Genomic DNA, 22,579 nt, shown 5'->3' with positions numbered 1-22,579 from the left:
TGGAAAACGCGAGAGACACGGCTATCCGCCCCGGCTCCCGCTTTGGCCTCTGGCTGTTGAACGGGGCGGGGGGTTGGAAGTGGGCGGCGATTACCCCTCTGGAAGCTCGCTCAGATCCCCCAGATCCTTCGCCCGCCCACTGGCCGCCTTGTTCTGCCGCAGCAACCGGAGGCTGATGACAGGCACATTCACGCCGCCCAATTCCACCATTTCCCGCTCGGCGTAGGCTTCCGCGAACGTGACCCCGCTGATCTGGTTCAACACTTCCAGCCGCAGCGGAGGCACGCCCATGCGGATGATCTTGCCCGGCTGGAACAGGTCGGCGGTGACGCTGGACACTCCAAAGTCGTGGTACACGTCAACGAGCCGCGCCAGATTCTCAGGGGTCAGGTCAATGAAGATGTCGAGGTCGCCAGTCGTGCGGACAAAGCCGTACAGGTTGACGGCGTACCCGCCGATCAGCAGGTAATCAACGTGGTGCAGGTTCAACAAGCTCAGGAACTCGCTGAAGTCGGGTGGTAGCTGGATCGTATCCATAGTGCACCTGCCTCAGGAGTTCTAGCGCTTCCAGCCGCTGAGCGGGCGTGCGGGCCAGCCAGTACACGTAGTCCGGTTCCTGTTCGTCAAATGTCGTTACGTCCAGTACCTGACGGTTCATTCTGGCGTTCTGGACGGTCATGGGTGCAGTTTATCAGGGTGCCGTGCTGCTGCGTTCCCGTGCTCCGGCTTCCGCTTTGGCCCTAGGCATGGGGCGGGGGTAGGCGGTGTTTGGAGCAAGGTGGGGTGCTGGCGGGGTCGGTGGTCACACGCCCCCTCACCCCAACCCTCCGCTAAGCGGCTCTCCGAGTCACCCACGAGGGGAGAGGGGGTTTTAGCCGAAGCGTGGCCCCCTGCGACTGGCCGAATGCCATCGGGCGCAAAGCGCACGGGCGCTGACGGCGTCAATGGAATGGGCAGGTACGCAGCCCCACGCCAACGCAGACCACGTGCGGGGCCAATCAGACGGGCATGGCGACCACATGCCTAGCGCAGCGCTGCTCCCCCCTGCCCTCCGGGTAGGGGGGCTGGGGGGGTGGGAATCCCTTTCTCCAACCCCAAAAACTTCACCCCCACTTCAGCCGACCCCCATACGGTGCGCCCGCCCACGCTTACGCCGGGGGCGGCGTGATGCACTGCCCCCATGACGATCACGGATGACTTCATGGCGGCCCTGAGCACGGCGGAATCCTCGGGCGACGTGTCCCCCCTGCTGGAACTGCACGCCGAGAACGTGACCCTACAGAACCTGACCGACAAGGAATGGTCGGGCCAGGACGGCGCCCGCGAGTTCTGGGAGGCCTACCTGGGGAACTTCGACGACATCCAGTCCGAGTTCACCGAGAGCCACGAGGCAGCGGGCATGGGTGTCATGGAGTGGGTGGCGACCGGCCATATGAAGGGCGGGCGCGAGCTGTCGTACCGGGGCGTGAGCATCATCGAGATCGGGGACGGCAAGGTGCAGGCTTTCCGGACGTACTACGACAGTGCGGCGTTCGTGGGGCCGGTGGAAACGAAGTAACACGGACTCCGATTGAATGCCGCTGAAAAGCGGGTTCAATCCGACCGGAGAAGGAGAAAGTGCGGGCTCCGCGACATGGACGTGCATCCGGCGCTCTCCTGGATGGACGGGAATAGAGCCGAGTCCGTATAGCACCGCAGCGCAAACGCCCGCCACCGGTCACTCCGGGGCGGGCGCTTTTTCGCTGTGCCTATTTCTCGGTGGCTGGCGTGGTGACTTCCACGGCAGTCAGGGTCTCGGTGATCCGGTACGTGTGGGGCACGTTCATGGGCACACAGTACGAGTCGCCGGGTTCCAGCGAGATCGTCTGCCCGTCCACGGTCAGCTCGGCGCGGCCCGCGATGACGTAGCCCAGGGTCTCGTACTCGTTCATGGTCTCGGGCTTCTCGCCAGCGGGTTCCTCGCGGTGCCACAGGCGCATGCTGCCGTGCTGCCCCCGGATCAGATGGTGCTCGCCGTCCTGGCCGTGCGTGGTGTCGTGCTGGCTGACCTTGTACTGCGCGTTCTGTGTCATGCGCCCAGCCTGCGCCGCCACGTCGGGCGCGGGGTGAGGGCGGCCTTCAGGCAGGTTCAGGCGTGAAGGACAGGCAAGAAAAGCCCTCTCCCGTGGGGAGAGGGTTGGGTGAGTCGCAGACCTGCTTGCAGAGGGGTCGTTTATTTCAGCGCTTGCTGCTGTGGTCGCCCTCCGCGAATTCCTCGATCATCTTGGCGTTGAAGGCAGGGATGTCGTCGGGGTTGCGGCTGGTGACGATGCCCCTGTCCACGACGACCTCCTGATCGACCCACTGGGCCCCGCCCTGCTTCAGTTCGTGCTGCAGGCTGGGCCAGCTCGTCATCTTCAGACCGTCCACGAGACCGGTCTCGGACAGGCTCCACGGCGCGTGGCAGATGGCGGCAATCGGCTTGCCCGCGTCGTACATGGCTTTCACGAAGGCCATGGCGGGCTTGCTCAGGCGCAGCGTGTCGGGATTCACGGCTCCGCCGGGGAGCAGCAGACCGTCGTAGTCGCTGGCGCTGACGTCGTCCACGGTCTTGTCGACCTTGACCATGTCGCCCTTGTCGATGTGGTTCAGGCCCTGGATCTCGCCGGGCTTCAGGCTGACGATCTCGGTGGTGGCCCCGGCGTCCGTGAGCGCCTGGCGGGGCTTGGTCAGTTCGACCTGTTCGAAGCCCTCGGCGGCGAGGATGGCGATTTTCTTGCCCTGCAGTTGCTGCTTGGTCATACCCTCCAGCGTGCGCGAGGGGGCTGATACCGGGGTGATGGGGATCTCAAGACGGGCTTGCGGCAGGGTTGCCCGTGCCTTCACGCGGGGCCGTTGACGGTGCCCTGACGCCGCGCTGAAGGCCCGCTGACGGGAACGGGGCAGCATGGGGGCATGTCCCCGGTGCCGCCCTCGTTCCGGTCAGGACACGGTCTACACCGTGGCCCCCTGCGGCTGTCCGTGGCGATCCAGGCCTTCATGGACGGCGTACCCGGCCCCCGGCGCGGCCGGGTCAAGGTGCTGCTGGACGCGCTGGACACCTTCCTGGGCGATCTGGCCCCGCTGCTGGCCTACACGCCGGTCACGGGCGAGCAGTGGGTGCAGTCCCTGCCACCGGGCGTACAGCCCGAGGCACGGGAAGTGCTGGCCGAATTCCGCGCCTTCCTGCGCGAGCACGGCTGGCTCGACGCGGCCCGGCCCGTAAACGTGTTCGACTGAGCACGGCGGTGCGCCGGTCTACACCCGTTCCGGCAAAGGCCGCCCCCGCCACGCCAGCACCGCCGCCCAGACGTTCACCAGCGCGGCCACGGCGTGCCATGTGGGCCAGTCACCGTGCGCGGCCCACGCCAGCGCGGCCAGCGCCCCGGCGGCGTTCAGGCCCACGCCGACCAGCACCGTCAGGCGTTCGTGGGGCGTGGCGTACATGGGAGCGCGGGCGTAGGGATCGCCCATCGCGTCCCGCGCCTCCGCGTAGCGGATCAGGGTCAGGACACCGAAGACCAGCAGCAGGCCGGCCAGCAGCATGGTGCCCAGGCCCAGGTAGCGGCTGACCGCCCCGTAGTCCAGCGCCCCCAGCACGAAGTGCGCCAGCGAGGCCAGGATGCTCACCAGCGCCAGCCCCAGCGTGCGCGGCGTGGAGTAGTTGGGGGGATCACCGAGGCTGGACATGGCAGAGTCCTCAGCTTGCGCCGGTCGCGCCACGGGAATTGAGGGAAAGCCCACCCAGTCGCGCGGCCGGAATTTATACCGTGCCAGACAGTGTTTTTCTCCTCTGGCGTGCAGGCCCGGGGAGGAGTACACTCAGAGACTACCGGAACCGTGCCGGGTGCCCTGTCGTGGGCCGCCCTGCACCGTGCATCCGGCGGGAAGGGGGTGAGGGCATGGGAACCAAGGAGGACGTCCGGGCGCGGCTGAACATCGCGGACGTCGTGGGAGAACACGTGCGCCTCTCCCCTGCCGGGAAGGGCCGCATGAAGGGCCTGTGCCCCTTCCACAACGAGAAGAGCCCCAGCTTCCAGGTCGATACCGAGCAGGGCTACTTCTACTGCTTCGGGTGCAAGGCCGGCGGCGACGTGTTCAGCTTCGTGCAGCGCACCGAGAACCTGAGCTTCGGCGACGCCCTGCGCAAGCTGGCCGACCGCGCCGGGATTCAGGTCGAGGCCAAGTACGGCGAGCGCAGCAGCCGCGACCTGTACGACGTCAACGCCTTCGCGCTGGCCTATTTCCGCGAGCATCTGCCCGGCCCCGCCCTGGACTACCTGCGCCGCCGGGGTCTGACGGACGCGACCATCGACGCCTTCGAACTCGGCTATGCGCCGGACGGCTGGGACGGCCTGCTCAAGCACGCCCGCGTGAAGGGCATCACGGAAAAGCAGCTGCTCGACGCCGGCCTGCTGACCGAGAACCCCGAGAACGGCCGCGTGTACGACCGCTTCCGGGGCCGCGTGATGTTCCCGATCCGCGACCACCTGGGCCGGCTGGTGGGCTTCGGCGGGCGCGTGCTGGACGATTCCAAGCCCAAGTACCTGAACACCCCCGAGACCGAGGCCTTCCGCAAGGGCGAACTGCTGTACGGCCTGGAAAAGGCCCGCACGACCCTGAAGGACGCGAATGCCGAGCTGATCGTGGTGGAAGGCTACATGGACGTCATCACCATGCACCAGCACGGCTTCACGGGCGCGGTCGCCAGCTTAGGTACCGCCCTGACGGCCGAGCACGCCCTGCTGCTCGAACGCCTGGGGGCCCGCCACGTCACCCTGCTGTTCGACCAGGACGAGGCCGGGCTCAAGGCCACGCTGTCCGGACTGGATCAGGTGGTCGGCTCGAAGTTCCGCGTGCGGGCCACGTCGGTGCCCAGCGGCAAGGATCCGGCCGACGCGCTGCTGGCCGGCGACGACCAGGCCCTGCGCGACGCGCTGTCGGGCGGTCTGGATGAGGTGCACTACCGCGTGCAGGCCGCCATCGAGAAGCACGGCACCGGCACCACCGAGGGCAAGCGCCGCATCCTGATGGAACTGCTGCCGCGTATGCAGAACCTCGACCCCCTGGACGACATCGCGGAGGGGGTGCGCACCGCCGCGTGCGAGACCCTGGGCATCAAGCCCGAGGCGCTGCTGGAGTGGATCGGCTCCAAGGCCAAGCGCCGCCAGCTGACCGACACCCACCTGGCCGGCATGAGCACCGGGCGCGGTGAGGAAGACCGCGAGATGGCCCTGCTGCGGCAGCTGCTGGTCGATCCCACCCTGCACGCCAAGCTCGACGGCACCATGCCGTGGCGCAACGAATCGGTGCGCAAGGTCATGCTGGCCCTCCAGGGGGCCCACGGCTCCGACGACATCCTCGACCTGTTCCGGGGCCAGCCCGAGGAACAGCTCCTGATCCGCCTGATGTTCGAGGGCCGCGACTCCGGCACCATCTCCAGGCAGGGCACCGAACAGTTCGACCAGAAGCGTGGGGCCTACGCCGCCACCGCCGTGGACGACATCCAGGTCAGCATGTCGATCGACTCCATGCGGGCCGAGGTGAACCTCCTCAAGGGCCAGCTGGGCACGGTGCCGCCCGCCGAACAGCTCGGCATGCTCAAGCAGATCCAGGAACTCCAGCGGGCCATCGAGGCCGAGAAGCGGGGGCGGCGCGGGATCGCGTAGGAACCCCTCACCCTTCCGTCGCTGCGCTCCTCCCTCCCTCTCCCCGTGGGAGAGGGACGTCTTGTGGCACGGTGTCTTGCTGGCGGGAACGGTGGTCTCACGCCCCCCTCTGCTTCGCAACTCTGCGAGTCCCAGCCTACTCCACAAGGGAGGAGGACTTTTTAGCCGAAGCGCCCCATCCTGCCCATGACCGAATGCCATCGGGCGCGAAGCGCACGGGCGCTGACGGCGTGAACGCAGATGGCAGATACGCCGCCTCCACAGCTCCGAGAACACGACCAGCGGCGCACTCCAACACGCACTTTGCCGAGCGCAGCGCTTAGCTCCCCCCTGCCGGCGGGCAGGGGGGCTGGGGGGGTGGGGGGGTGGGGCTGCTGGTAACTACCCCCCAGCCTCCCGCAGCATCTCCGACACCCGAGACAGACACCGGCTGTACTTCTTCGCATACGCCCCATGTCGGTACGTCTCGCTGAACAGCTTCCCCAGCGGGGCGCCGCTGAACGCCGCGTGCAGCCCCAGGTCGTACAGCTTGTCGATGAAGTGGACGAATCTCAGGGCGACGTTCTGGTCGGGCATGGCCACCAGATCGGTGACACCGACGGCCTGCACCCCGTCCAGCAGCTGCGCGAAGCGGCTGGGATGCACGGCGAGCAGGTGCCGGTTCAGGTCGCGGTGCGTGAGGACGGCCAGGGTACGGTCGTCCTGCCGGGCCTGCCACGCGGCAAACGCTTCCGGGGTCAGCACCTCGGCCGGCGTGGTGCCGCGCTGACGGTAGTCGGGGCCGTCGATGCGGTGGGTGTCGAAGCGGTCGGCGATGCCCTGGATCTGCCGCTGGAAGTCGCCGGCATTGAATCGGCCCTGGCCCAGCGCCCCGGGCTCGGTGTTGCTGGTGGCGACAACGCTGGTGCCGGCGGGCATGAGCTGCGACAGGAAGGTGTTCGCCATGTGCGTGTTGCCGGGATCGTCGAGTTCGAATTCGTCGATCAGGAGCAGGTCGTGGCCCCGGAAGGCCTGGACGGCCCCGGTCATGCCGAGCGCCCCGATCAGGTACATCAGATCCTGGAAGCTCATCAGCGCCCGCTCGCCGTCGGCCTCGAAATAGGTGCTGGCGAGCAGGTGGGTCTTGCCGACGCCGAAGCCCCCATCGAGATACAGGCCGCGTCCCTCAGGCTTGGCGCGGCGGAACAGGCGGAAGCCGCCGGGCCTGACCTGGGCCCCCTTCAGGAAGGCCTGGAGGCTGGCGCGGGCAGCGTCCTGACTGGGGTACTCGGGATTGGGACGGTACGTGCCGAACCGGACGTGCCGGAAGCGGGCGCTGGGCGCAAGTCCGGCCAGGAGTCCCTGGGGATCCGGTGGAGGGTGACGGGCACTGAGGTCGATCACGGGGTGTCCGGGTGCCCGGTCATTTGTGGACGTCGAGTTCGACCTTGAAATTCCCGCGCCGCGTCTCGTTCACGACGCGCCGGAAGTCGATGCGGCCCAGACCGTCGGCCGACAGGCTGTCGCCCTCGCGGATCTCGCTGCTGGCCCGCGCCGGGCTGCCGTTCAGGCGCACCTTGCCGCCGTCGATCCCCTGCTGGAAGTACGCCCGGCTGACGCCAAAGCCCTTGGCTCCCACCACGTCGACGCGCATGGACGGCACGACGACCTCGCGCACCTTGCTGCCCCTGCCGGCGCTCTCGCCGACCTCCTCGACGTCCACGTGCCGGCCGCCGAGGTCGGTCAGGGCCTCCAGCGTCTGGGCCGCCTTGCCGGTCGCGGCGATCAGGAAGGCCCCGCGTTCCTCGCGCACGTCGCCGAGCTGCTCCTCACTGAGTTCCAGACGCCGCAGCTGCACCAGGAAGTCCTGCACGTCCCATTCGGGCGCGGCGTCCTCGGGCACCACGCGGTACACGGTGACGCCGGCATCGACCTCGGGGATGTGGGCGGGGTGCAGGGTCAGGATCACGCGGCGGGCGTCGGGAAAGCCGCCGGCGATCCGGTGGCGCACCTCGTCGTCGTTCAGGAGGCGGCGGTCGATCTCGTCGGCCTCGACGAAGGGCGTGCGGATCACCCGGCCGCCACGCGCCTGCGCCACGAGGGTGGAGAGCTTCTGCTTCATGCGGGCAGGATAGTGCGTGACCGCCCGCGAGTCTGGGTGTTCAGACCTCCCGGGCCAGCAGTTCGACCGTCCACACGTCGTCTTCCCGGTTCAGGACGGTATACGCCGCGTTGCCGTGCGCGTAGCGGCCGTCGGCCCACGCCGCCGCGCCGTCTCCGGGCAGCAGGTCGATCAGCAGCGCCTGGAGGGCAAAGCCGTGCGACACGACGATAGGTGTGTGGTCGCCGCCCAGCAGCGGTTCCAGCGCCGCGCGGAAGCGGGCCGCCACCCCCGCCGCCGATTCCCCGCCGGGAAAGTCGGGGGCGCCGTCCGCGCCGAGCACCTCGCCCCGGTGCGTGTGCATGTCGGTATACGCGCGGCCCACCCACTCGCCGCAGTCGACCTCCTGCACGCCGTCCAGTACGGTCACGCCAGTGCCCAGAGCATCGGCGATGGCCTGCGCGGTCGCCTGGGCGCGGCGGTACGCGCTGGCGTACACGCGCGGGGCGGGCAGCGCCAGGGTCGCCAGGTGGAGCCCGAGTGCCCTGGCCTGCGCCTCGCCCTGATCCGTCAGGCCGTCCGACTGGCTCGCTGGCCCCCGGAAGACCTGCTCGATATTGCCGGCCGATTCGCCGTGCCGCGCCAGCACCAGCGTCATTCCTGCTCCGCCGCGTCCAGCACGCCGTCGTCCAGAATCGTGTGACCCGCGCCCTTTAACGCCTCCAGGGCCGCGTGCCGCCGCTCGTGCTTGACCAGCACGAAGTCCGTATCGAAGGTGCTGACCGCGAAGATGCCCACCTGCGCGTCCCGCAGGGGATTGAGCACGGCGGCCAGGATGCCGGTCTGCGTGAACGCGAAGGGGCCGCTCAGTTTCAGGGCGATCCAGCCGCGTTCGGCTCGGGCGCCGGTCGGCACGTGGGCGTCCTCGCACACCAGCGACAGTTCGTCCGGGGTGCGGGTCACCGAGAAGAAGGCCCCGCCCAGGGGTGGGAGGGGCGCGTCGGCCGGGAGCTGCACCACGGCGAGCTTCAGCGGCAGCAGCGACAGGGTCAGTCGGGGCGTCATGGCCCCCAGTATCCCGCGCTACTCGCGCCAGATGGCCCAGTGCTCGTCCAGGGCGTCCATCTCCTCCCTGGTGCGGCCGCCCTCCCGCAGGAGGGTCATGATCTGCCCCCGGTGGTGGCTGTCGTGGACGATGGTGTGCTGGAGGAAATGCGCGGGGTTCGACTGGTACGTCCCCTCGCCCCACGGGTCTGGGAAGGTGCGGCCCTCCTCCAGGGCGCTCTGCACGGCGGCCACGGCGGCGGCGTCGCCCTCGGTGAAGGCGTCCGCGAGTTCGTCCGGGGCCTTGCCCTGCCAGCGCCACATGGGGTCGCCGTCGGCGTCCTGCTGGGTGGGGTCAAGGAGGGGCATGGCGTGCTCGCGCGAGATGTTCCACAGCCAGCCCACGCGGAAGCCCGCCATGTGCCGCAGGATCTGGGCGACACTCTGGCCGCCCTTCCCGTCCGTGAGGTCATATTCATCGGGCTTCACGGCGGCCAGGACGGCGGCGTTCACGCGGGCGTTGCGGCGGAACGAGTCGAGCAGCAGGGTCAGATCGGTCATGGCGTCTCCTGTGGGGGTCGGGGGGGTCACGTGCGCCAGAGGTTCCACTGGTCTTCGAGGCGATCGAGCCGCTCCGCAGGGACACCCCCCTGCCGCAGCAGGGCGACGATCTGACCCCGGTGGTTGGCGTCGTGGACGATCATATACAGCAGGAACAGGGCGGGGTGGGTGGGAAAGGTGCCCACGCCGTGCGGGTCGGCAAAGGGCTCCCCGCTGTCCAGGTGGGCCTGAACGGCGTGGACGGCCGCCTCGTCGCCCGCCGCGAGCATCGCCCGGATGGTGCCCAGGTCAGCCGTGTGCCAGCTCCAGGGCGACTGCCCGCCGGTCAGGGCCAGGGTCGAGGCCGCATACTCGGGCGACATCTCCTGCACCCAGCCCCCGCGCGACGCGCCCATGTGCGACAGCATCTGCGCCACGGTCATGCCCCCCTGGCCGTCCGAACGGGCCAGATCCTCGTCGGAGAGGTCGTCGAGCAGCAGGGCGTTCACGCGGGCATTGCGCCGGAAGGCCTCGAACAGCAGGGCGGGGTCGGTCACGGGGTCTCCTGCGGCGCCGGCCGGGGATTGATGAAGCCCTCCGAGCTGCGGCCGGTCTCCTCGGACGGCAGGTAGAACAGCAGATCGAGCTGAGGGGGCTTCACGCCCTGCGTGCGCAGCAGCGCGGCGATCTGGGCGGTGTGCCGCACCTCGTGCAGCAGGACGTGCCACACCAGGCCGTCCAGCCGGAACTGCCGGTGCCCCTCGGGCCAGTCCTCCAGCGTCACCACCCGCGTCAGGTCGCTGTCCGTCAGGGCGCTCAGATACGCCCGCGTGTCGGCCTCCACATCCTGCCAGTACGCCTGGATGGTGGCCAGGGACAGGCCGGTGTCGGGGCCGTCCGGGCGGTCACGCACATCCGGGTGCCGATCCTGCACCATCGGCAGGCCCTGGAAGTCCCCGTGGATCCAGCCGTCCTCCACCTCGGCGGTGTGCAGCACGAGGTCGAGGATCGAGTCGAAGCGTTTGCCGTGCAGCAGCGGACGGCGCAGCACCTCGTCCGGGGCGGCCTCCAGCGTGGCCCACAGGTCGCGGCGGGCACGGGTCAGGTAGTCGTAGGTCTCCAGTGGGTTCATGGGCAGTCTCCTGCGGTCACGGTGCGGGTCATCACCCAGCGGTGCGGGGCAACCCTGCGCGTGCGGATGAAGCCGTGCTTCTCGAAGGCGGCCATTGGGCCGGTATGCAGGAACGCCCCCGACAGCGTGCGGTCGTCGGTGTCCTCGGGGTAGCCCTCGACGGTGCCGCCGCCGCTGCGGGCGATCTCGGACAGGGCGCCGGCCAGCGCGGCGTGGGCCACGCCCCGGCGGCGCTGGCCCTTCCCGGTGAAGAAGCAGGTGATGCGCCACTGGGGCAGCTCGACCAGCCCCTGCTCGTACCGGCGACGGCTCTTGACCTCGGGCAGCTCCTCGGGTGTGCCGAACTGACACCAGCCCACGCAGTCCTCGCCGCTGAAGACCAGCGCGGCGTGGGCGGTGCCGGCCAGGACGCGCTGCTCCTTGGCGGCCCGCCGCTGCGCCCAGCTCAGGCCGTCCCGCCCCAGCTTCATGTGGAAGCCCAGGCACCAGCAGCCCCCCCACACCCCGCCACTCGCCTCGACCAGCCGCGCGAAGGCGTCCCAGGTCGAGGCATCGAGCGGCCGGACGATCAGGGGTGGCCGGGTCGCCTCATTTTCAGTGCGGCGCCGGCGGGTCATGGGCTCCTCGCGCACACGGTCAGCCGTCCTGTGCCCAGGTCAGCATGTAGTGGTGGACGCCGTCGACCCGCTCCAGCGTCAGGGTGCCGCTCAGCCCGCTCAGCCCGCCGCTGCCCGAGTGCGGCACGACCTCGTAGGTCAGCGAGGTCTGCCCGGCGTGCAGGTCGCCGGACTGCCGGAACGCGAAGGAACCGTGCTGGCTGTATAGGGTGCCGGCAAAGACCTCCAGGGCCACGTACGACGCGGTGCCGCTGGCCGGATCGCCCACCGAGAGCATCTCGCCGTGGCTGTGGCCCTGGAGGTCGCCGCTCCAGTCCTTGTCGAAGTGCATCCTGCCGATCTGGGGGCTGGCCGCGCCATCCGTCGCGTGGGGCGTCATGCGGATCTGGAAGGTGCCGGTGGCGGGGAGCGTCATGGACTGACCTCCGGGGCGTCGTCCGGGACGTGCCGCAGGCCGCGCCCGGCCCGTCCGGCGCGCAGGGTCACGCGCACGGTGACGTCCTGATCCTCGTCCAGCGCCTGCGCGGTGCGGGCGTCGGTGCGGATCGGCACGAGGTAGCCGCCGTCCTTGGGAAACAGCGAGGTGTCGTACTCCACGCCGCCGATCCCCACCGTGACCGGGATCATGCCCCAGCCGTAGGTGACCAGCCGCGCCGCAGCGCGCAGCGCGGCGCAGTGGTCGTCGGGCACGCGCACGAAGTAGTGCGGAGCCGGGCCGCGCCAGTACCACAGCGCTCCCCGGAAGCTCAGGGTGGACGTCATGCCGTCCAGTGTGGCGCACGCGCGTTCATGCCCGCTCCCAGAACTCCGGCGGCGTGAGCCCCAGCTCGCGCAGGTAGATCATGCCCTGCCCCCGGTGGTGGATCTCGTTGTCGATGGCCCCGATCACGGCCGTGAAGGTCAGCATCTCGCCCCACGCCAGCTCCAGCGTCCGCCCGAAGGCGTCGGCACGCACGCCAGGGAGCCCGGACTCGATGCGCGCGGTCTGGGCGTCCCACGCCGAGAGCAGCCCGGGCTTCTCGGTGCCGGGCAGCGGGTTCCACGTCGGTGCGCCCCACTGGCCGTCCAGCAGGCCGTCCAGCGTGTAGCCCGTCTGTCCGACCAGCTCCCACGCCATCTCTCCGAAGGAACGCAGCGTGTCGACGGGCCGGTACGTGAACAGCTGCTCCGGCGGGAAGGCGTCGATCACGCGCCGGGTCACGTGGCGGTGCCCGAGCCAGTGGGCCGCAAGTACCGCCGGGGGAAGAGATACGGTCGCCACCGCGCTCACCGCTCGTAGAACGCGGGGGGCTCGATCCCCAGTGCCCGCAGGTACACGTAGCCCTGCCCCCGGTGGTGGATCTCGTTGTCGATGGCGTACTGCACGCTGACCAGCGGGGACATGGTGCCCCACGCCATCGTCTGCGGGGTGGTCAGGTACGTGGGCTCGGCGGCGGGCAGCGCGGCGTCCAGCTGCGGGGTCAGGGCGTCCCACGCGGCCAGCAGCGCGGCGCGGTCTCGGGGCAGCTCTCCCTGCGGCGGGTTCCAGCTCCAGTCGTCGGTGGTCAGGCCCTGGTGGTTGTACGCACTGACGCCGTAGGCTTCCCACGCCAGCTCCCCGAACGACCGCATGCCCCCGATGCTGAACGTGAACAGCTGATCCTCGGGAAAGGCCAGGATGACGCGGCGGGTCAGGCCCCGGTGGCCCTGCCAGTGCGTGAGCAGTCCCTGCAGGGTCAGGACGGACGGGCTGGTCGTGGCGGTCGGTGCAGTCATGGCGGTACCTCCTGTGGAATGAACAGATCCGGTGCGAATCTGCCCACAACGTAATCCCTATTCCCGTCAGAACGTGTCGCCTATCGCGATTACACTCGGTGCATGTACGACCCCTCCATGCGGGTACTCACCGTGCTGGAACTCCTGCAATCGCGCGAGGAGGTCACAGGCGCGGAACTGGCCCGCCGGCTGGAGGTCAGTCCACGCACGGTGCAGCGTTACGTGGCGCGGCTCCAGGATCTGGGCATTCCCGTCGAGGGCCGCCGGGGCGTGGGGGGCGCGTACCGCCTGAACCCCGGCTTCCAGCTGCCGCCCCTGATGTTCACGGGCGAGGAGGCGCTGGCCCTGGCGCTGGGCCTGCGGGCCCTGACGCACCTGGGCCTGCATGCCCTGGCCCCGGCCGCCCAGGGAGCCGGGGCGAAACTGACCCGCACCCTGCCCCACGCCCTGCGCGAGGACGTGCAGGCCCTGGAACTCAGCGTGCAGCTCGACGCCTCGCCGTGGGTGGTGGGCACCGACGCCACGCTGCTGGCGGGACTGCTGCGGGCGGTGCGGAGCCGGCATGCGGTGGCGTTCACCTACACCGCGAAGGCCGCCGCCGCCACGACCCGCCGCGCCGACGTGTACCGCGTGGTGCATCTGGACGGCCGCTGGTACGCGGTCGGGCACTGTCGCCTGCGCGGGGCGCTGCGGTCGTTCCGCCTCGACCGCATGCAGGACGTGACCGTCCTGGACGAGCCCTTCACCCCACCGCCGGACTTCGACGCCCTGGCGTACCTGCGCTCCACCATGCCGGAGCCCGCCGCCCATGACGTCAGCGTGTGGCTGGCCGTCCCACCGGAGGAACTGCGCGGCCACGTGTCCGGCTGGCACACCGAGCTGAGCCCCGAGGACGGCGGCACCCGGATGCGGGCCGGGCGCGACAACCTGCGGTCCTTCGCGGCGTTCCTGCTGGGCCTGGACTGCGACCTGCGGGTCGACGGGCCACCGGAACTGCGGCGCATGCTTGCCCGGCTGGGAGAACGCGGCGCGGCGCTCGGCGCATTACACTGACCCATGACGTCCCCCTCCAACGAGGATCTGGCCCAGGGCAGGGCCTACACGGCGCCGGGCATCACCGTGTACTACGACGCCCGGCGCTGCCTGCACGTCGCCAACTGCGTCCGGGGCCTGCCGGACGTGTTCGACCCTGCCCGGCGGCCCTGGATCCAGCCCGCGAACGCCGGGGCACACGCAGTGGCGGCCGTCGTCCGCACCTGCCCCACTGGAGCCCTGCACTACGCCCTGGACGGCGAGGAGCCCGAGATGCCACAGGAACCGACGACCATCACGCCCAGCAAGGATGGCCCCCTGATGATCGCCGGCCATCTGGTGATCCAGACCCCCGGTGGCGAGAAGAAAGACGTCCGCGCCGCCCTGTGCCGCTGTGGCCAGAGCGGCAACAAGCCGTACTGCGACGGCACGCACGCGAAGGTGGGGTGGAGGAGCGAGGAAGGGTGAGGGATGAGGACTGAGCAATGTGGGTGAGCTGGGCCCGTTACCCCCCTCCCCAACCCTCCCCCACAAGGAGGGAGGGAGCAAAAAACAGACGTCCCAGCCGTCGTTCTCTGTATTTCGCATCACGCGCCACAAGGAGGGAGTCAAAAGACGAAGCCTCCCACCCTGCCCCTGACCGAATGCCATCGTGCGCGAAGCGCGCGGGCGCTGACGGCGTGAATGCACAAGGCAGGTACGCCGCCCCTCGCCACCGAAACCGCCACGAGGGCTGCTCAGCAAGGCATGGCGACCACATGCCCAGCGCGGCCCCACCATCCAAACCCCCTAGACTCCCCCCATGAACGTCCCCGACCTGATCCGCAAGAAGCGCGACGGCGAACCCCACTCCCGCGCCGAACTGGAGGCCCTGATCCTGGGCTACACGCGCGGCGACGTGCCGGACTACCAGATCAGCGCGTGGCTGATGGCCGTGTACCTGAAAGGCATGACGCCCCAGGAGACGGCCGACCTGACCATGGTGATGGCCGAGTCCGGCGACCTGATGGATCTGGGCGACCTGCCGCGCACCGTGGACAAGCACAGCACCGGCGGCGTGGGCGACAAGACCAGCCTGATCCTGACGCCCATGCTGGCCGCCCTGGGCCTGACGGTCGCCAAGATGAGCGGGCGGGGGCTGGCGCACACCGGGGGCACCATCGACAAGCTGGAGAGCATTCCCGGCTGGACGAGCGAACTGGAAGAAGCGCAGTTCATCGCGCAGGCCCGCGACATCGGTCTGAGCCTGGTCGGGCAGAGTAAAGACCTCGCGCCGGCCGATGGCAAGCTCTACGCCCTGCGCGACGTGACGGCCACCGTGGACTGCCTGCCGCTGATCGCCAGCAGCATCATGAGCAAGAAGCTGGCCTCCGGGGCACACACGGTCGTGCTGGACGTGAAGGTGGGCGCGGGCGCGTTCATGCGGACGCTGGACGACGGCCGGGGACTGGCCCGCGCCATGGTGGACATCGGCACGCGGGCCGGGCGGCAGGTGCGCGCGGTGCTGACCGACATGGACACGCCGCTGGGCCACATGGCCGGCAACAGCCTGGAGGTGCTCGAGGCGCTGGCCACGCTGCGCGGACACGGCCCACACGACCTGACCGAACTGTGCGTGGCGCTGGCCGTGGAGGCCCTGGCCGCGCAGGGCGAGGACGCGGCGCAGGCCGAGGCCCGGGCGCGAACCACCCTGCACGACGGCTCGGCGCTGGCAAAATTCCGGGCGTTCGTGGACGCGCAGGGTGGCGACGCCACCTACGTGGACGACGTGTCGAAGTTCGACGTGGCCCCGGGCCGGGCCGACGTGACCGCCCCCACCTCCGGTTTCGTGGACAGGATCGACGCCCTGTCGGTGGGCCGCGCCGTGCTGGCCCTGGGCGGCGGCCGTGAGCGCAAGGGCGAGGCCATCGACCACGGCGTGGGCGTGGAACTCGTGAAGAAACCCGGCGAGGCGGTGCAGGCAGGCGAGGTGGTCATGCGCGTCTACCACCGAGACGAGCGCGGCCTGCACACCGCGACGGCCCTGCTCGCGGACGGCCTGAGCATCCGCGCCCAGGCCCCGACGCCCGATCCGCTGATCCTCGACCACGTGAACTGAACGCCCTCTGCCGTCAGCTCTCTGCCCTCCGCCCTCGGCGCCCGTCAGGGCAACGGCACGACCTGGCAGTTCTCGCCGGGCACGGCGGGGGCCGTGGGCGACACGACCACGGTCTCGTCCAGGCCGACGAAGCCCTGACAGCGGGCAAGCTGGCGCAGGTACTCGGGGGTGTTCAGGGCCGTGCGGGCATCCTGGAGGATCTGCAGCTCGGTCTCCAGCACCGCGATCCGGGCGTTGGTCTCCTGGGTCTGGCGTGTCCACGTGACCGTGCGGAAGGCCGCGTTGCCCAGCTGGAAGGACAGCTGCACGATCCCCAGCGCGGCCAGCAGGCTGGTGAGCATCATGGCGACCGGGAGCCGCGACACGCGCCGCCACCACGTGCTGCGCGGCCGGACAGGAGAGGGGGCGGGCGCGTCGTCCATACCGGGGTCAGCATACCGCCGCCGCCTGAGCGCGGGCACTACACTGCCCTCATGACGCAAGGCTCCACCGCCGCCCCCGGGCGCATCCCGGCGCTGAACTGGCAGGACGCCCGGCGCTGTACCATCCAGCTGCGCTACAGCGACCTGGACGCCATGGGGCACATCAACAACGCCCGCTACGCAGAATATCTGGAGGTCGCCCGCATGGACCTGTCGGCGGCACTGGGGATCCGGGACGTGGATGACCTGTCCGTGCTGGCACGGCTGGAACTGGACTACGTGGGCGAACTGCGCCTGGGCCAGGAGGTCGTGATCGAGTCGCTGGTCGAGCGCGTGGGCCGGACGAGCTGGGTGGTCGTGTCGCGCTTCGTTGCAGACGGCGTGCCGTGTGCCTTCGCCCGCAGCGTGCAGGTCAGCGTGGACGAGGCACACGCTCCCCGCGTGCTGCCGCCGGAATTCGCGCAGCGGGTCGCGTCCGTGCGGGTGCGCCCATGACCCGTTCCACCTTCGAGGATCGCGTGATGTACCAGGGTGACCCCTGGGTGCGCGTGGACACCCTGCCCCGGCTGCTGGCCGAGGGCTGGCGGCGCACCCTGTCGGACGGCGGGGTGGTCAGCGTGGTGCGCACGCCCTTCCAGTGGGCCATGGGGTCACCCGTGATCGAGATCGAGACCGGCGGCTACATGGGCGACGTGGGCCTGTACGTGCCCGAGGTGCAGCTCCCCGAGGCCCTCGCGCTGCTGGGCCTGGAACCGGACGACACCACTCCGGACGCCTAATCCACCCACCGACGCGCCGCAGGGCCGCACGGTATTGTGCCGTGACTGTCAAGCATTCACCCTTGTGCCTGGAAGCGATCCCACAGCGTTTCCCCGTTCCGTCTCAGGAGTTGTCATGACCACCCCCTTTTCCCAGGAAGCTGTCAGCATCGGTGTCGATGTCGGCGGCACCAAGATCGCCACCGGCGTCCTGCGCGGCGACGAACTGCATGACCGCCACGTCCAGCCCACCCCCGAGACCGGCTGGGAGGCCGTACTGGACGCCATCGCCGCGCAGGTGAGTGTCCTCCAGGCCCGGCATCCGGATGCCCGGCTGGTGGGTGTGGGCATTCCGGGACCACTGAACAGCGACCGCACCCGCGTGAAGTTCGCACCGAACATCTACGGCTTCACCGACGTGCCCATGGTGGACGGCCTGCGCGAGCGCCTGGGCCAGCGCATCATGCTCGAAAACGATGCCAAGGCCGCCGCCCTGGCCGAGGCCCACCTGGGCGCGGCCCGCGGTTCCGAGAGCAGCATCTACGTGACGGTCAGCACCGGCATCGGTGCGGGCATCGTCCTGAACGGGCGCATCTGGCGCGGGCGGCACGGGATCGCCGGGGAACTCGGGCACGTGACCGTCATGCCCGGCGGCCCGGTCAGCGGCGCGGGCCTGGACGGAGCGCTGGAGGCCATCGCGTCGGGCACCGCCATCGCCCGCGACGCCAGCTACGCCCTGAACCGCGACGTGTCCACCGCCGAGGCCTTCGAACTCGCGCAGCAGGGCCACCCCGGTGCGCGGCGCGTGGTGCAGCAGGCCATGAAGCACATCGGCGTGGCGCTGGCCGACCTCCAGAAGGTCATCGACCCCGAGGTCTTCGTGATCGGCGGCGGGGTCGCCAGCGTGGGCGACTACTTCTTCCTGAACGTGCAGAAGGCCGCCGACGAATACGCGCAGGGCTTCGCGCCCGTGACGATCCGCCGCGCCCAGCTGGGGCCGGACGCGGGCGTGATCGGCGCGGCGCTGGCGGCGCAGCACAGCTGAGATGACGCTGTCGGTGGCAGCTGAGGCTTTTGCCCGCCCCTTCTATACCGAAGGGCACCGCCACTACCACACCGCCGCGCACGTTCAGGCCGTCATTCACAGCCTGCGCGTGCGCGGCGTCCTGACGCCCGACCTGGAACTCGCCGCGTGGGGCCACGACCTGATCTACGACCCCAGGGCTGCCGACAACGAGCAGCGCAGCGCGGACGTGTTCGGCGCGTGGCTGGCCGCCCAGGGGGCCACGGACGACCTCCAGACCGAGGTGCGGGCGCTGATCCTCGCCACACGGCACACCTCTCCTCCGTCCGGGCGCTCAGAGGCGCTGTTCGTGGATGCTGACCTGGGCGTCCTGGGCGCGTCGCCGGACGACTTCGCCGCCTACGACCACGCCATCCGCCGGGAATACGCCCATGTGCCCGACGACCTCTATCGGGCTGGCCGGACACGGGTGCTCCGGCACTTCCTGAACAGGGAGCGCCTCTACACCACGCCGGAATTCGCCGGTCTGGAGGCGCAGGCGCGGGTGAATCTGGAGGGGGCGGTGGGGCGGCTGGAGACGGAGTGAGCGGAAACCGTGGTTCCACGGCCCCTTGACTGCGCAGATCTACGAGTCCCGCATGGAGAGGGGGAGTACAACCGAAGCCTCCCATCCTGCCCCTGACCGAATGCCATCGGGCGCGCAGCGCACGGGCAACGATGCGAACCCACAAATGGAATGTACGGAGCCCACGCCAACGAAACCGCCACGAAGGCCCATCCGCACGGCATGGCGACGACATGCCGAGCGCAGCGCCCAGCTCCCCTGCCCGCCGGCAGGGGGTTGGGGGTGGGGAAGCCCGCCGCAGGCGCCCACCTTCCACCGCCGCTACGCCAGTCCACCCCGCAGATACGCCACCACATCGGCCGCCGTGTACCCGACCGGCCAGTCGGTGAGCGCACTGACGCCGTCCCCGCTGGTCAGCAGGGGCAGCTCCTCATAGCCGGACTTCTGGATCTGGGCGTGCCCGGCATCGGCCATCAGGGCGTTGCACAGGCACTTGCGGCCCACGGTGTCCTCCAGCTTGCCGTCCTTGCTCAGGAAGGCATCGACGGGTTCGGCGGGGCAGCGCAGGCCGACCTTGCCGACCTCGTCGCGGTAGGCCTCACGCAGGTAGCCGATGTCGCAGATACGGGGGCGTTCCCGGTACAGCTCCTCGTTGCTCAGGGTGTCAGGCAGGGTGACGACCTTGAAGGGAAAGCCGGTGGGCGACGCCAGCGGATCGGTGTAGACCTGGAGGCGCTGGCTCTGGGCCCGCTCCTGCACCTGCGTGCGCAGGTCGGCGTCGAAGCCGGATTCCCGGCAGTACGCGAACAGCGTGCCGACCTGGATGCCGGCGGCCCCCTGCTCCAGGGCGGCGCGCAGGGCCTCGGGCGAGCCGCTGCCGCCGGCCAGCCAGAAGGGCAGGCCGATCTTGCGCATCTCGTTCAGGTCGGCCAGGTCGCGTTCGCCGTAGATGGGCTGGCCGGTCTCGTCGTAGGTCACCGTGCCGCGTGGGGGGGCGTTGTGCCCGCCAGCCGTGGGCGCCTCGATGATGAACCCCTCGATGCTGCCCGTGGCCTTCTTGGCGAGCACGCTGGCCAGCACATGCGACGTGACGATGGGATAGAAACGGGGCCGGGTCAGGGTGCGCCCGCCGAAACCGTACTCGGCCGGGTCGAAGGTCAGGAGCACGGGCTCGCCGGTCGAGTCGCCCTTGATGTCCAGGCGGATCGAGGCGGCCTTCCCCTGCGCGAAGGCGTCGAGGACGCCGGGGATGTCACGGGGAATGCCGGCCCCCATGATGACCGTGTCCACCCCGGCGAGCAGGCAGCCGTACAGCGCGGGCAGGGTGTGCATCTGGAGTTTGGTCAGCAGGTTCGCGCCGACGGGGTTGGCGTGGCCCTGCTTGGCCAGCCACACCTCAACGAAGCCGCCCATGACCGCCAGTTCCCACGCGACGCGGTGGTTTCTCAGGCTGGGCAGCGGCACGCGCTTGTAGCTCTGGCCGCTCTCCCGGCCGCTCTCCAGGTAGTAGTCGGCCACGGCCTTCTGGGCACGATCCTGATCCGGATACGCGGCCAGCGCCTGGCGGACATGCCCGCCGGGATCGCCGTCCTGGAGGCGGCGCACGAGGAGGTTATCGATGCCGGTGGCAGAGATCACGCCGAGCTCGCCCATACTGGACACGGCGCGTGCAAGCTCCCAGCCGGAGATGGCAACGCCCATGCCACCCTGGATGATGCGGGGCAGCGGGGCGTGGGGGGGATCAGTGAGTGCAGTCATGGGGTCACCTGGGCCGCGCGGCCGGAGCCGGGAGCGGCGATGTTCCCAGTATCGGCCCAGGTTCTGACACGACCATCAACTCGGTACACAGTCAAGCAAAGCTGACCGGCGGGCCAGGGGTTCATGGCAGGTCGGCCCAGGACGTGACCGCCCGCAGCGGCATCGCCTCGGCCGGTGACGGGGTGACGAAGGTGTCGTGCGGGATCAGTGCCGTGAAGTCCAGCCCGGTGAGTTCCTGCAGGTGCGCCACGGAGGTCAGGAAGGTCGTGACATCGGGCACCGCGCCGTCGGCACCGGGCTGGACGGGCCGCCGGGGCAGGGCCAGCAGATCCCGCTGCGACGCGAGGAAGGCGGTGGCGCGCGGCACACCGTCCTGCACGCGCAGCACGAGTTTCCAGAACTGCACCGGCACCGGCACGTCGCGCCCGGCCGTGTCGGTGTACACAGGATCGTCCGGGGCGAACACCGGCCCCTGGAGCACACTCAGGCGCGAGCGGTCGAGGGTCGCCCCGAATTCCAGGTAGTGGCGCTCGATGCCCTGCCAGTACCGCAGCGACTGGTTGAACAGCCAGTGCTGCGGCGCGCAGTTGGTGAAGTGGAAGGTATCGGCATTGGCGCGGGCGGCCTTCTCGGGGGTGCCCCAGGTGGGATCGCTGCGGCGCGTCAGGTGTCCCCGATCAAAGAAGGAACTGTTGGCCGAGTAGAACGCCTGCGTGACCGTCCGGGCCGGGTCGATCCGGGAATCCTCGAACCACGCATCGCCCTCGGCGTCGGCGCGGGCGGGCAGACCGGTGTCACGGTCGATGGGAATGTAGGTGCTGCCGTCGATGTTCGTGGCGGTCACGACGGCGAGCCGCCGCGCCGCGCTCATCACCACGCTGAAGTGCTGGTACGCCAGTGCCGTGCCGCCGTCCGGCAGCGGCGCGACCTGCGCCAGCACGGGAGCCACGATATCGGCCAGGGGAACGCTCAGGCCGGGCAGGAAGGCCGCGTCGTAGCCGCGCCGGTTGGCGTAGTCCCGGTCGATCCGCACACGCTCCGGTGCGGCGGGCCGCAGCACGTCCGGCACCGGGGCAGGCTGTGGCCGTGCCGGGCCGGCGGCGTCGAGCACGGCCTGCACGTACACGCGGGCCGTGTCCGGCAGCCCCGGCAGCGCCGCACGCAGGGCCGCCACGATGGCGCTGATCCGCACGCCCTCGTTCACCAGCGTGCCCAGCGGCCGGCCGTCCTCGTCCACCGTGCTCAGGTGCGGGGCCCCCCAGTGGTGCAGGGCCACGACCTCCCACGCGTCGTTGAAGACCGGCGAGCCGCTGGAGCCGCCCTCGGTGTCGGCCTCGTAGTGCAGCACACGCTCGGTGCGGGCCACGATGCGGTTGCCGCGCAGCACGAGTTTCTTGTAGTCCCCGCCGGGATGCTGCACGATGTTCACGGTGGCCCCCTTGGCGTGCTTGTCGGGGCGGTCGCTCAGGGGACAGTAGCCCTGTGCGGCCAGCGTGCCCCCGCCGCGAAGCTGCTCGCCCACGGCGACCAGCGTGAAGTCCAGATCCCTCCAGCTGACCGCGTGGAAGAACACGTCCGGGCGCAGGGCATACACGTCCGGGGCGCGCGGCGTGAAGTCGTCCGCCAGTTCGTAGTTGAACTGAACCCACGCCCCGGCCGCACTGGCGACATCCTCCAGCACGTGGTTGTTGGTGATCAGGACACCGGGACTCACCAGAAACCCCGTGCCCAGGGGAGTGCGGCCCTGATCCGTCACGATCCGGGCGACGGCCCTGGCCGCCCGGGCGCCCAGGTCAAGGAACACCGCCTCGACGAAATCGACGCTGCCCCAGACCTTCTCGGCGTCCACCGGCGCCTCCCCGCTCATGCGCGCCTCGAAGCGGGCGCGGCGACGCGGATCGTCCTCGGCCAGGTCGGGACGGCCGGCGACGATCTCGACCCGGGAATGCACGCGCTGTGCCCGCGTGTCATCCAGGCGGCTCTCGACGATGCGCTGAAGGGTGTGTGGCTGGTACATGGGCCTCCCGGAGGGCAGTGGCGCGACGTGGGTCGGGAGCGGACGCCGGC

At 70.0% G+C, this 22,579-nt stretch carries 29 protein-coding genes; 10 read left to right on the top strand and 19 right to left on the bottom strand.

Features of this window, described 5'->3' with window-relative positions; all coding sequences use genetic code 11:
* Window positions 1-90: 90 nt before the first annotated feature.
* Window positions 91-537, bottom strand: coding sequence for a nucleotidyltransferase (locus U2P90_RS04430; protein WP_322473961.1), 447 nt, complete (start codon window positions 535-537; stop codon window positions 91-93).
* Window positions 538-1,180: 643 nt separating this feature from the next.
* Here U2P90_RS04430 and U2P90_RS04425 point away from each other — a divergent pair.
* Window positions 1,181-1,558, top strand: coding sequence for a nuclear transport factor 2 family protein (locus tag U2P90_RS04425; protein ID WP_322473960.1), 378 nt, complete (start codon window positions 1,181-1,183; stop codon window positions 1,556-1,558).
* A gap of 190 nt (window positions 1,559-1,748) precedes the next feature.
* Here the strand turns inward: U2P90_RS04425 and U2P90_RS04420 are convergent, their stop codons facing one another.
* Both U2P90_RS04420 and U2P90_RS04415 read right to left on the bottom strand, forming a co-directional pair.
* The gene (locus U2P90_RS04420; protein WP_322473959.1) at window positions 1,749-2,072 is read right to left on the bottom strand and encodes a cupin domain-containing protein; all 324 of its coding nucleotides are present in this window, start codon (window positions 2,070-2,072) and stop codon (window positions 1,749-1,751) included.
* A gap of 145 nt (window positions 2,073-2,217) precedes the next feature.
* The gene (locus U2P90_RS04415; RefSeq protein WP_322473958.1) at window positions 2,218-2,781 is read right to left on the bottom strand and encodes a type 1 glutamine amidotransferase domain-containing protein; all 564 of its coding nucleotides are present in this window, start codon (window positions 2,779-2,781) and stop codon (window positions 2,218-2,220) included.
* Between the two features lie 153 nt (window positions 2,782-2,934).
* On the opposite strand from U2P90_RS04415, the gene U2P90_RS04410 reads away from it, so the two are divergent.
* Window positions 2,935-3,258 carry a hypothetical protein gene (locus U2P90_RS04410; protein WP_322473957.1) on the top strand — a complete coding sequence of 108 codons (324 nt, stop codon included), beginning with the start codon at window positions 2,935-2,937 and terminating at the stop codon, window positions 3,256-3,258.
* An 18-nt stretch (window positions 3,259-3,276) separates the two neighbouring features.
* On the opposite strand, the gene U2P90_RS04405 is transcribed toward U2P90_RS04410, so the two are convergent.
* Window positions 3,277-3,708, bottom strand: coding sequence for a hypothetical protein (locus U2P90_RS04405; RefSeq protein WP_322473956.1), 432 nt, complete (start codon window positions 3,706-3,708; stop codon window positions 3,277-3,279).
* Between the two features lie 212 nt (window positions 3,709-3,920).
* Between U2P90_RS04405 and dnaG the strand changes: the two genes are divergently transcribed.
* Window positions 3,921-5,687, top strand: a complete 1,767-nt coding sequence (gene dnaG / locus U2P90_RS04400; protein ID WP_322473955.1) for a DNA primase — start codon at window positions 3,921-3,923, stop codon at window positions 5,685-5,687.
* A gap of 381 nt (window positions 5,688-6,068) precedes the next feature.
* On the opposite strand, the gene zapE is transcribed toward dnaG, so the two are convergent.
* The 12 genes from zapE to U2P90_RS04340 are packed head-to-tail and all read right to left on the bottom strand — an operon-like array spanning window position 6,069 to window position 12,855.
* The gene (gene zapE, locus U2P90_RS04395) at window positions 6,069-7,070 is read right to left on the bottom strand and encodes a cell division protein ZapE (protein WP_322473954.1); all 1,002 of its coding nucleotides are present in this window, start codon (window positions 7,068-7,070) and stop codon (window positions 6,069-6,071) included.
* Window positions 7,071-7,089: 19 nt separating this feature from the next.
* On the bottom strand, window positions 7,090-7,788 hold the full coding sequence (locus U2P90_RS04390; RefSeq protein ID WP_322473953.1) for a S4 domain-containing protein: 699 nt from the start codon (window positions 7,786-7,788) through the stop codon (window positions 7,090-7,092).
* Between the two features lie 40 nt (window positions 7,789-7,828).
* Window positions 7,829-8,425 (bottom strand): histidine phosphatase family protein, encoded by a 597-nt coding sequence (locus tag U2P90_RS04385; protein WP_322473952.1) that lies wholly within the window; start codon window positions 8,423-8,425, stop codon window positions 7,829-7,831.
* The gene (locus U2P90_RS04380) at window positions 8,422-8,832 is read right to left on the bottom strand and encodes an ACT domain-containing protein (protein ID WP_322473951.1); all 411 of its coding nucleotides are present in this window, start codon (window positions 8,830-8,832) and stop codon (window positions 8,422-8,424) included. The genes U2P90_RS04385 and U2P90_RS04380 overlap by 4 nt, the downstream gene beginning before the upstream one ends.
* A gap of 18 nt (window positions 8,833-8,850) precedes the next feature.
* Window positions 8,851-9,372: a DinB family protein gene (locus U2P90_RS04375; RefSeq protein ID WP_322473950.1), complete on the bottom strand. Its 522-nt coding sequence runs from the start codon at window positions 9,370-9,372 to the stop codon at window positions 8,851-8,853.
* 26 nt (window positions 9,373-9,398) lie between these two features.
* Window positions 9,399-9,908 (bottom strand): DinB family protein, encoded by a 510-nt coding sequence (locus U2P90_RS04370; RefSeq protein ID WP_322473949.1) that lies wholly within the window; start codon window positions 9,906-9,908, stop codon window positions 9,399-9,401.
* Window positions 9,905-10,483 (bottom strand): DinB family protein, encoded by a 579-nt coding sequence (locus U2P90_RS04365; RefSeq protein ID WP_322473948.1) that lies wholly within the window; start codon window positions 10,481-10,483, stop codon window positions 9,905-9,907. Before U2P90_RS04365 ends, U2P90_RS04370 begins: the two co-directional genes overlap by 4 nt.
* Window positions 10,480-11,100 carry a hypothetical protein gene (locus U2P90_RS04360; protein ID WP_322473947.1) on the bottom strand — a complete coding sequence of 207 codons (621 nt, stop codon included), beginning with the start codon at window positions 11,098-11,100 and terminating at the stop codon, window positions 10,480-10,482. The genes U2P90_RS04365 and U2P90_RS04360 overlap by 4 nt, the downstream gene beginning before the upstream one ends.
* A gap of 19 nt (window positions 11,101-11,119) precedes the next feature.
* Entirely contained in the window at window positions 11,120-11,515 is a 396-nt protein-coding gene (locus U2P90_RS04355) for a DUF3224 domain-containing protein (protein WP_322473946.1), read from the bottom strand.
* On the bottom strand, window positions 11,512-11,862 hold the full coding sequence (locus U2P90_RS04350) for a DUF1905 domain-containing protein (protein ID WP_295821075.1): 351 nt from the start codon (window positions 11,860-11,862) through the stop codon (window positions 11,512-11,514). The genes U2P90_RS04355 and U2P90_RS04350 overlap by 4 nt, the downstream gene beginning before the upstream one ends.
* A 25-nt stretch (window positions 11,863-11,887) precedes the next feature.
* Window positions 11,888-12,361, bottom strand: a complete 474-nt coding sequence (locus U2P90_RS04345) for a DinB family protein (protein ID WP_322473945.1) — start codon at window positions 12,359-12,361, stop codon at window positions 11,888-11,890.
* 5 nt (window positions 12,362-12,366) lie between these two features.
* The gene (locus U2P90_RS04340; RefSeq protein ID WP_322473944.1) at window positions 12,367-12,855 is read right to left on the bottom strand and encodes a DinB family protein; all 489 of its coding nucleotides are present in this window, start codon (window positions 12,853-12,855) and stop codon (window positions 12,367-12,369) included.
* A 102-nt stretch (window positions 12,856-12,957) separates the two neighbouring features.
* Between U2P90_RS04340 and U2P90_RS04335 the strand changes: the two genes are divergently transcribed.
* The 3 genes from U2P90_RS04335 (at window position 12,958) to U2P90_RS04325 (ending at window position 15,985) form a co-directional block, all read left to right on the top strand.
* Window positions 12,958-13,908 carry a helix-turn-helix transcriptional regulator gene (locus U2P90_RS04335; RefSeq protein WP_295821065.1) on the top strand — a complete coding sequence of 317 codons (951 nt, stop codon included), beginning with the start codon at window positions 12,958-12,960 and terminating at the stop codon, window positions 13,906-13,908.
* Between the two features lie 3 nt (window positions 13,909-13,911).
* Entirely contained in the window at window positions 13,912-14,355 is a 444-nt protein-coding gene (locus U2P90_RS04330; RefSeq protein ID WP_295821064.1) for a (4Fe-4S)-binding protein, read from the top strand.
* Between the two features lie 334 nt (window positions 14,356-14,689).
* A complete protein-coding gene (locus U2P90_RS04325) occupies window positions 14,690-15,985 on the top strand; it encodes a thymidine phosphorylase (RefSeq protein ID WP_322473943.1) in 1,296 nt (431 codons plus the stop codon).
* 44 nt (window positions 15,986-16,029) lie between these two features.
* Here the strand turns inward: U2P90_RS04325 and U2P90_RS04320 are convergent, their stop codons facing one another.
* The gene (locus U2P90_RS04320) at window positions 16,030-16,407 is read right to left on the bottom strand and encodes a cell division protein FtsB (protein WP_295821059.1); all 378 of its coding nucleotides are present in this window, start codon (window positions 16,405-16,407) and stop codon (window positions 16,030-16,032) included.
* A 51-nt stretch (window positions 16,408-16,458) separates the two neighbouring features.
* On the opposite strand from U2P90_RS04320, the gene U2P90_RS04315 reads away from it, so the two are divergent.
* The 4 genes from U2P90_RS04315 (at window position 16,459) to U2P90_RS04300 (ending at window position 18,775) form a co-directional block, all read left to right on the top strand.
* Complete coding sequence (locus U2P90_RS04315) at window positions 16,459-16,902, top strand: acyl-CoA thioesterase (protein ID WP_322473942.1); 444 nt, start codon at window positions 16,459-16,461, stop codon at window positions 16,900-16,902.
* Window positions 16,899-17,186, top strand: a complete 288-nt coding sequence (locus U2P90_RS04310; protein WP_295821055.1) for a hypothetical protein — start codon at window positions 16,899-16,901, stop codon at window positions 17,184-17,186. The genes U2P90_RS04315 and U2P90_RS04310 overlap by 4 nt, the downstream gene beginning before the upstream one ends.
* A gap of 115 nt (window positions 17,187-17,301) precedes the next feature.
* The gene (locus U2P90_RS04305; RefSeq protein WP_322473941.1) at window positions 17,302-18,210 is read left to right on the top strand and encodes an ROK family protein; all 909 of its coding nucleotides are present in this window, start codon (window positions 17,302-17,304) and stop codon (window positions 18,208-18,210) included.
* Between the two features lies 1 nt (window position 18,211).
* The gene (locus U2P90_RS04300) at window positions 18,212-18,775 is read left to right on the top strand and encodes a phosphohydrolase (protein WP_322473940.1); all 564 of its coding nucleotides are present in this window, start codon (window positions 18,212-18,214) and stop codon (window positions 18,773-18,775) included.
* A gap of 300 nt (window positions 18,776-19,075) precedes the next feature.
* On the opposite strand, the gene U2P90_RS04295 is transcribed toward U2P90_RS04300, so the two are convergent.
* Together U2P90_RS04295 and U2P90_RS04290 are read right to left on the bottom strand one after the other, a co-directional pair.
* A complete protein-coding gene (locus tag U2P90_RS04295; RefSeq protein WP_322473939.1) occupies window positions 19,076-20,512 on the bottom strand; it encodes a nitronate monooxygenase in 1,437 nt (478 codons plus the stop codon).
* 121 nt (window positions 20,513-20,633) lie between these two features.
* A complete protein-coding gene (locus tag U2P90_RS04290) occupies window positions 20,634-22,529 on the bottom strand; it encodes a DNA/RNA non-specific endonuclease (protein WP_322473938.1) in 1,896 nt (631 codons plus the stop codon).
* Between the last annotated feature and the right edge of the window lie 50 nt (window positions 22,530-22,579).

It is taken from the genome of Deinococcus sp. AB2017081, assembly GCF_034440735.1.
Taxonomy (GTDB): Bacteria; Deinococcota; Deinococci; order Deinococcales; family Deinococcaceae; genus Deinococcus; species Deinococcus rufus.
This window is presented reverse-complemented; position numbering and strand designations above follow the sequence as displayed.